The following is a 7,413-nucleotide window of genomic DNA, read 5'->3' as shown; positions in this document are numbered from 1 at the left end:
ATGTAGAAAGAAAAGATATAGATGATTTGATTGACATTCAAAGGAATATATTAAAAGTTGTTTGCAAATATGTAAAAACAGGTGGTATACTTATGTATAGCACATGTACTGTTAATCCAGAAGAAAACATAAAGAATGTTAAGTGGTTCACTGATAATTTCCCTTTTGAATTAGTTGATTTTGAGGATAATTTACCTAATACAATCAATAATAATAACAAGGGGTATATTCAATTATTACCTGGATTTTATGACACAGATGGTTTCTTCATAGCTAAGCTAAGAAGAATTGGTAATTAGAACATAATGGAAGGAATATTAGAATTTGAATGATAAGGTTGATATTTTATCAATGTCCATGGATGAATTGATAGAATTTATGGAAAAAATAAGTGAAAAGAAATTTAGGGCTAAGCAGATATATGGATGGTTACATGAAAAAAGAGTATCCTCTTTTTCTCAGATGACCAATATATCTAAGGCATTACAAGATAAATTAGCTGTTAACTGTGATATAGTAACGCTTCGTGAAGTTAAAAAATTAGAGTCAAAAGATGGAACTAGAAAGTATCTGTTTGAATTAAATGACCATCATGTAGTTGAGAGTGTTTTCATGTCTTATAAGCATGGTAATTCAGTATGTATATCTTCTCAGGTTGGATGTAGGATGGGATGTAAATTCTGTGCATCAACTATTGGGGGATTAAAAAGGAATTTGACAGTTTCTGAGATGCTCGGACAAGTATATGAAATAAACAGAATAAGCGGTAATAGAATATCTAACATAGTTATTATGGGGACAGGTGAGCCTTTAGATAATTATGATGTTCTGATAAAGTTTATTAAGATTATAAACTCAGAAGAAGGAATGAATATTAGTCAAAGAAACATTACTGTATCTACTTGTGGTATCATTGAAAAGATTAATGAGATAGCCGATGAAAATTTAAAGATCACTTTGGCTATATCATTACATGCTCCCAATAATTCAATTAGAAAAACCATGATGCCTATTGCTAATGCATATGACTATGATTTATTAATTGAGGCATGTAAAGATTATGTTAAGAAAACAAAGAGAAGAATTACATTTGAATATAGTTTGGTAAAAGGTGTTAATGATGGGATTGAATGTGCTAAGGAACTATCAAAAGTGTTAAAAGGAATTTTATGTCATGTCAATCTAATACCAATTAATCAAGTAGAAGAAAGAAGCTATAGACATAGCAGCAAAGACACTATACTAGCGTTCAAAAATGTATTGGAAAAACATAAAATACCTACTACTATTAGACGAGAATTGGGAAGCGACATTGATGCAGCATGTGGACAGCTTAGAAGAAGTTACACCAAAGACAAAAATAAGGAAGTATAAATTTATTTTAATAAACTGGTAATACTTATAGGAGGTTATATGAAAGCTATAGGGAAAACCCATAAAGGGAAAATAAGGAATATTAATCAAGATAGTTTTTACATTTCTAATGAAAAAATTGGAAACCTTCCTAATCTTTATATAATTGCTGATGGGATGGGAGGACATAAAGCAGGAGAGTATGCTTCTATGTGTGCTGTTGAAGAATTTGTTAGTTATGTTAAAACAAATGAATACCCACATATTTCAGATACTTTTATTAATGGTATAAATTACATAAATGAAATAATTCATAATAAATCATTGGCAGATGAGAATTTTTTCGGTATGGGCACAACATTTATTGTATGTTCAGTTGAAGATAATAAATTATTTGTTGCCAATGTTGGAGATAGTAGATTATATTTAATCAATAATGCTATTAATCAAATAACAGAAGATCATTCGTTAGTTGAAGAAATGATTAAATGTGGTAAACTTTCAAGAGGTCAAAGTAAAAATCATCCAAATAAAAATATTATTACTAGAGCTGTTGGTGCAGATGAAACTGTAAAATGTGATATATTTACCTTGAACATAACTAGTGAGGAATTTATCCTAATGTGTTCAGATGGTTTGACCAATATGTTAGAAGATGATACAATTCTCCAAGTGGTTGGTTCTGATAAAAAACTTGATGAAAAGCTTGATGAACTGATTGAACTTGCTCTTCATAATGGAGGAACTGATAATATAGCAGCTGTATTAATAAAAGGGGAATGAGGTGACATGGTATGTTGCAGCCAGGAGTAATTTTAAGTGGTAGATATAAAATAATTGAAAAAGTTGGTTCAGGCGGTATGTCTATTGTATATAAAGCTAAATGTAATAAACTAGAGAGATTTGTAGCCATAAAAGTTTTGAGAGATGAATTTTGCTTGGATGAAGAATTCGTTAGAAGATTCAAAGTGGAGGCTCAATCAGCAGCTAGTTTATCACATCACAATATTGTTAATATATATGACGTAGGAAATGATAAAAATATTTATTATATAGTAATGGAATTATTAGAAGGAATTACCCTAAAGGAGTATATTAAGAATAATGCTCCATTATCTGATGCTGAGACTATCAAAATTGCTGCATCTATTGCTTCAGCGTTAGAGCATGCACATGAAAATCATATTATACATAGGGACATCAAGCCACAAAATATCATCATTACAAAAGATGGTATTGCAAAAGTAGCTGATTTTGGTATTGCCAGAGTAGCTACAGATAAGACTATTGTAGCCCCTACTAATGCAAGTGGTTCAGTTCACTATATTTCTCCAGAACAAGCTAGAGGCGGTTTTTGTGACGAAAAAAGTGACTTGTACTCATTAGGTATCACTATGTATGAAATGGCTACAGGAACATTACCTTATCAAGCTGAAAGTCCAGTTTCAGTAGCTCTTCTTCATATAAATGAAGATTTACCAAGTCCAAGAGAGAAAAATCCTAATATTACTAAATGTCTGGAATCAATAATAATCAAGGCTACTTTAAAGAAAACTGAATTCAGATATTCCAGTGCAGATGAGTTGATGGAAGATCTAAAGAAAGCGAATATATCACCTGAAGAAGATTTTGTTGATATAAAGATAGTTGATGATTCACCTACGCTCTTTATGTCTGATAATGATATGAAAAAAATATGGAAAGAAAAAGAAAATAATTCTATTACCGAGAAAAAATCCAATCTTGAGAAAGTTGTGGTTTTTCTAGGAGTGGTTTCAGCTATTGTTTTGGTGTCAATAGTTTCTTATTTTGTATTTAATAGTATAAAAGCCAGATTGCAGCCAGTAGAAGTGTTAATACCTGATGTACAGGGTATGTTGCTGTCTGATGCAAAAAAATTGTTGGAAGACAAGCATTTAACAATTGATGTTACAGAAAGAACATATGATGATACTTATGATGTGGATAAAATTATTTCACAAATTCCAGAAGAAAATACAGTTGCTGAAAAAAACCAGATTGTAAAATTAACTGTAAGCAAAGGAATAGAGACTTTTGAAGTTCCTGATGTTCTGAGTGTAAAATTTACTACAGCACAAAGTATTATACAGGGAAGAAATCTTACTTATAAGATAGAAAGAGAATATCATGATTCTATACCTCTTGGTATTGTCATTAGGCAATATCCAGATAAGGGAACCAAATTAAAAAAAGGTGAAGTTGTCACTATCTTTGTAAGTAAAGGTAAAGAAGAAAAAACAGTTTTTGTACCTAATTTGAAGGACTTAACTGAACAGCAAGCCAGAAATAAGTTAACCGAGGCTAATCTAGAAATAGGAAATGTAACTAAAATTAATCATGATACAGTGGCTAAAGGTAAAGTTATCAGTCAGACTGTTGATCCAGGGGAAGAAGTAAAGGAAAATTATGTTATAGATATTGCTGTAAGTCTAGGCAAAAAAGTTAGTTTTTTCCATACTGAAACTATAAATAATATATTTGACCCTGATCAGACTGAAGGGCAGTTAAAAGCAGTTCTAGTTATTAAAGACAGGGAAAGTGTTGTGTTCAATAAATTGGTTAAAAGTGAAGATTTCCCATTGCCAATTATTGTTTCTGGTGAGGGAGATGCAATCATTAAGATTTACCTTAATGATGTGTACCAGTATGAAAACCCTTTTGTTTTTACTAAAGAGGAGGCTAATTAATGGTAGGTAAAATCATTAAAGGAATTGCAGGATTTTACTATATACACGTACCTGAAAAGGGTATATATGAATGTAAGGCCAGAGGTGTTTTTAGAAATAAGAAAATAAAGCCTCTTATTGGCGATAATGTGGAGATTGATATATTAGAAAATGAAGATATGAAGGGGAATATATTAGAGATTCTACCTAGAAAAAATAGTTTGATTAGACCTACAGTCGCTAATATTGATCAAGTTGTTATTGTTTTCGCAGTGGAGAATCCAAAACCCAACTTTCATTTACTTGATAAGTTTTTAATAATGGCAGAAAGAGAAAATATAAGTGTAGTCATATGTTTTAATAAGGTTGATACTGTATCTGATGAAGACTTAGATGATATAAAAAGCATCTATAAAGATACTGGATATGATGTGTTATTGACTAGTGCAACAAAAGATATAGGAATATCACCACTGAGAGAAATATTGTATGATAAAACAACAGTGTTTGCTGGACCTTCAGGTGTAGGAAAATCATCTATACTTAATCTGATTCAATCAGTGGAGATGCTTGAAACTGGTGAAGTCAGTGAAAAAATCAAAAGAGGTAAGCATACTACCAGACATGCGACCCTTTTAGCTTTTGATAAGGATAGTTATGTTGTTGATACACCTGGTTTCAGTTCTTTATATATCGATGAGATTGAAAAAGATGATCTAAAGAATTATTTCATTGAGTTTAAAAAGTATGAAGATAACTGTAAATTCTATGGGTGTAATCATATAAGTGAACCTGATTGTGCAGTTAAACATGCATTAGAGAATGGTGAAATCAGTAAACTTAGATATGAAAGTTATAAAATGCTATATGATGAATTAAAAGATATTAGGAGATGGTAAAATGATTAAGATAGCACCTTCAATTTTGGCAGCGGATTTTGCAAATTTAGGACAAGATATTAAAAGAATTGATGAAGCAGGATGTGATTATGTACACATTGATGTCATGGATGGGTCATTTGTTCCTAATATTTCATTTGGTGTACCTATTATCAAGAGCATAAGAGAGTATACTGATAAAGTATTTGATGTTCATTTGATGATTGATGAACCAAGCAGATATATAAGAGATTTTAAAGAAGCAGGAGCAGATATAATAACAGTACATGCAGAAGCATGTAAACATCTTCACAGTACTATTTCTTTAATTAAGAGTTATGGTCTTAAGGCAGCGGTATCACTAAATCCTGCTACTTCTATCAACGCTTTGGAATATATTATCGATGAGCTTGATATGGTGTTGGTTATGTCAGTAAATCCAGGTTTTGGTGGTCAAAAGTTCATAGAATCCTCACTACACAAAATAAGTGCCATCAAAGATGTTATTTGTGGTAGAGGGTTAAAATGTGATATTCAAGTAGATGGTGGAATATCCTTGGATAATGTGAAAAAAGTTGTTAATGCTGGAGCTAATGTGATTGTTGCAGGTTCAGCAATATATAATTCAGAAGATATAAGTAGTACAATTAAAGCTTTTAGAGAGGTTTGTGAGAATTAGATATGAAAACACTAATTGTTACAGGGGGAACTGTAGATTTAGCTTTTCTGAAGAGTTTTATCACTTGTAACGAATATGATTATATAATAGGTGTAGATAAAGGAGCACAGTACTTGTCTGATGCAGGGATACAACCTAATCTGATAGTTGGAGATTTTGATTCAATTAGTCCTGTAGTTATTAATGAATTGACTAAGGATTCTAGGATAAAAGTGAATAGATTTATTGCGGAAAAGGATGAAACCGATACTCATCTAGCAATAATGGAAGCAATTGATATGGGGAGTACCCATATTGATTTATTTGGTGGAATTGGCACTAGAATTGACCATACTATAGCAAATATTCATATTCTGATGATACCCCTTGAAAAAAGAATCAAATGCAGGATTATAAATAATAATAATATCATAAGTCTTATTGACAAGACTACTTGTTTTCAGAGAAATGATTATAAATACATATCATTGATTCCATTAACCAGTACAGTTACAGGGATATCCACCCAAGGATTAAAGTATGAACTTAATGGCTATACTATGAGACAAGGGATTTCAATAGGAATTAGCAACGAATTTATCAAGGATAAGGCTACGGTTAGTCTTACTGATGGTATTTTGATGGTAATACGTTCGAGAGACTAATAATATATAATACTGCATTGACTATACTGCATTGACTATTTTTCCCAGAGATAATTGATAAGTTAATACAGTATTTTAGTTATCAAATATATATTTTAAACATATAATGTAATAATAAGTTATGTATGGTGAAAGAAATGTGCTTCCGAACTAAATTGATAGGAGTAATTCTAGTATCTATATCTTTAGGAATGCTTTTAATATCTATATTACCTAAAGGAGCTGTAGGTGTTATTCTTTCACTTACTAGTTTATGTATAGGTATTTGGTTGTTAAAATGTTAAAATAAAATAAAAAAAATAATCCCCTATTGGGGATTGTTTTATGCACGTTCTACCGCACCAGATTTTAAACACTTAGAACAAACATTAAGTCTTTTTGGTTGACCATTAACAATTGCTCTAACTCTTCTAATATTAGGTTTCCACATTTTATTAGCTCTTTTATGGGAATGGCTTACTTGAATTCCAAAAGAAACGCCTTTATCACAAATATCACACTTAGCCATACTTGCACCTCCTTATATACGTACATGTTTACAACAAAACAATTTTAACAAAAAAGTGGACATAATGCAAGCATTAGATTATAATAATTTAAAGAAAAGAAAATAATATTGTAATAATAGTATAAAAAATGGTATAATGCTTAGTGATTTAATCAATAGATTAATTAACAATTATATTATGTGAAAGCATGTTTTAGGTTATTATTAAACTATCAAAATACTTTATTAAGGATTAATAAGGGAAATTAAAATATATAATATAAAAAGGAGGTTTGTTTTATGACTGGAAGATTCGGAACGAATATTGGTGATATTACCATTGATAACGAAGTAGTAGCTAAAGTTGCTGGATTAACAGCTATCGAATGCTATGGGATAGTTGGTATGGCTTCAATAAATGTAACTAACGGTTTTGTTAGATTGCTTAAGAGAGAGAGTTTGACAAAAGGTATAAAAGTAGATATAGAAAATAATGTTATTACAATAGATTTTCATGTAATTATTGAATATGGAATTAATATAAGAGCAGTTGCAGATAATTTAATTAGTACTGTAAAATATAAAATTGAAAAATTTACTGGAATGGATGTTGGAAAGATTAATATCTTTGTAGAAGGCGTTAGAGTTGAGTAAGCCTTATGGAAGTATTATATTAAGGAGGAAA

8 protein-coding genes and 1 pseudogene are annotated in these 7,413 nt (G+C 30.6%); 8 read left to right on the top strand and 1 reads right to left on the bottom strand.

All coding sequences use genetic code 11. The features are described from left to right. The 7 genes and pseudogenes from AACQ14_RS20295 to AACQ14_RS20265 form a co-directional block, all read left to right on the top strand. Positions 1 to 299: pseudogene (locus AACQ14_RS20295) on the top strand (16S rRNA (cytosine(967)-C(5))-methyltransferase RsmB); the annotation flags it as partial. Between the two features lie 25 nt (positions 300 to 324). Then, entirely contained in the window at positions 325 to 1,374 is a 1,050-nt protein-coding gene (gene rlmN / locus AACQ14_RS20290; RefSeq protein ID WP_339365407.1) for a dual-specificity RNA methyltransferase RlmN, read from the top strand. Positions 1,375 to 1,413: 39 nt separating this feature from the next. Further along, positions 1,414 to 2,136 (top strand): Stp1/IreP family PP2C-type Ser/Thr phosphatase, encoded by a 723-nt coding sequence (locus AACQ14_RS20285; RefSeq protein WP_339365406.1) that lies wholly within the window; start codon positions 1,414 to 1,416, stop codon positions 2,134 to 2,136. A gap of 11 nt (positions 2,137 to 2,147) precedes the next feature. Next, complete coding sequence (gene pknB / locus AACQ14_RS20280; protein ID WP_339365405.1) at positions 2,148 to 4,061, top strand: Stk1 family PASTA domain-containing Ser/Thr kinase; 1,914 nt, start codon at positions 2,148 to 2,150, stop codon at positions 4,059 to 4,061. After that, entirely contained in the window at positions 4,061 to 4,939 is an 879-nt protein-coding gene (gene rsgA, locus AACQ14_RS20275; protein WP_339365404.1) for a ribosome small subunit-dependent GTPase A, read from the top strand. The genes pknB and rsgA overlap by 1 nt, the downstream gene beginning before the upstream one ends. A gap of 1 nt (position 4,940) precedes the next feature. Then, positions 4,941 to 5,597 (top strand): ribulose-phosphate 3-epimerase, encoded by a 657-nt coding sequence (rpe, locus tag AACQ14_RS20270; RefSeq protein ID WP_339365403.1) that lies wholly within the window; start codon positions 4,941 to 4,943, stop codon positions 5,595 to 5,597. A gap of 2 nt (positions 5,598 to 5,599) precedes the next feature. Beyond that, entirely contained in the window at positions 5,600 to 6,241 is a 642-nt protein-coding gene (locus AACQ14_RS20265) for a thiamine diphosphokinase (RefSeq protein WP_339365402.1), read from the top strand. 322 nt (positions 6,242 to 6,563) lie between these two features. Here AACQ14_RS20265 and rpmB read toward each other — a convergent pair whose 3' ends face one another. Continuing rightward, positions 6,564 to 6,749 carry a 50S ribosomal protein L28 gene (gene rpmB / locus AACQ14_RS20260; protein ID WP_113674750.1) on the bottom strand — a complete coding sequence of 62 codons (186 nt, stop codon included), beginning with the start codon at positions 6,747 to 6,749 and terminating at the stop codon, positions 6,564 to 6,566. Between the two features lie 279 nt (positions 6,750 to 7,028). On the opposite strand from rpmB, the gene AACQ14_RS20255 reads away from it, so the two are divergent. Continuing rightward, on the top strand, positions 7,029 to 7,382 hold the full coding sequence (locus tag AACQ14_RS20255; RefSeq protein WP_339365401.1) for an Asp23/Gls24 family envelope stress response protein: 354 nt from the start codon (positions 7,029 to 7,031) through the stop codon (positions 7,380 to 7,382). Positions 7,383 to 7,413 lie beyond the last annotated feature (31 nt).

Origin of the sequence: Vallitalea maricola (assembly GCF_036985595.1) — a bacterium.
GTDB classification, from domain to species: Bacteria; Bacillota; Clostridia; order Lachnospirales; family Vallitaleaceae; genus Vallitalea; species Vallitalea maricola.
This window is presented reverse-complemented; position numbering and strand designations above follow the sequence as displayed.

Excerpts from the sequence above, each read along its gene's own strand:
- AACQ14_RS20285 (WP_339365406.1), top strand. The coding sequence starts at position 1,414 with ATGAAAGCTATAGGGAAAACCCATAAAGGGAAAATAAGGAATATTAAT.
- pknB (WP_339365405.1), top strand. The coding sequence starts at position 2,148 with ATGTTGCAGCCAGGAGTAATTTTAAGTGGTAGATATAAAATAATTGAA.
- rsgA (WP_339365404.1), top strand. The coding sequence starts at position 4,061 with ATGGTAGGTAAAATCATTAAAGGAATTGCAGGATTTTACTATATACAC.
- rpe (WP_339365403.1), top strand. The coding sequence starts at position 4,941 with ATGATTAAGATAGCACCTTCAATTTTGGCAGCGGATTTTGCAAATTTA.
- AACQ14_RS20265 (WP_339365402.1), top strand. The coding sequence starts at position 5,600 with ATGAAAACACTAATTGTTACAGGGGGAACTGTAGATTTAGCTTTTCTG.
- rpmB (WP_113674750.1), bottom strand. The coding sequence starts at position 6,749 with ATGGCTAAGTGTGATATTTGTGATAAAGGCGTTTCTTTTGGAATTCAA.
- AACQ14_RS20255 (WP_339365401.1), top strand. The coding sequence starts at position 7,029 with ATGACTGGAAGATTCGGAACGAATATTGGTGATATTACCATTGATAAC.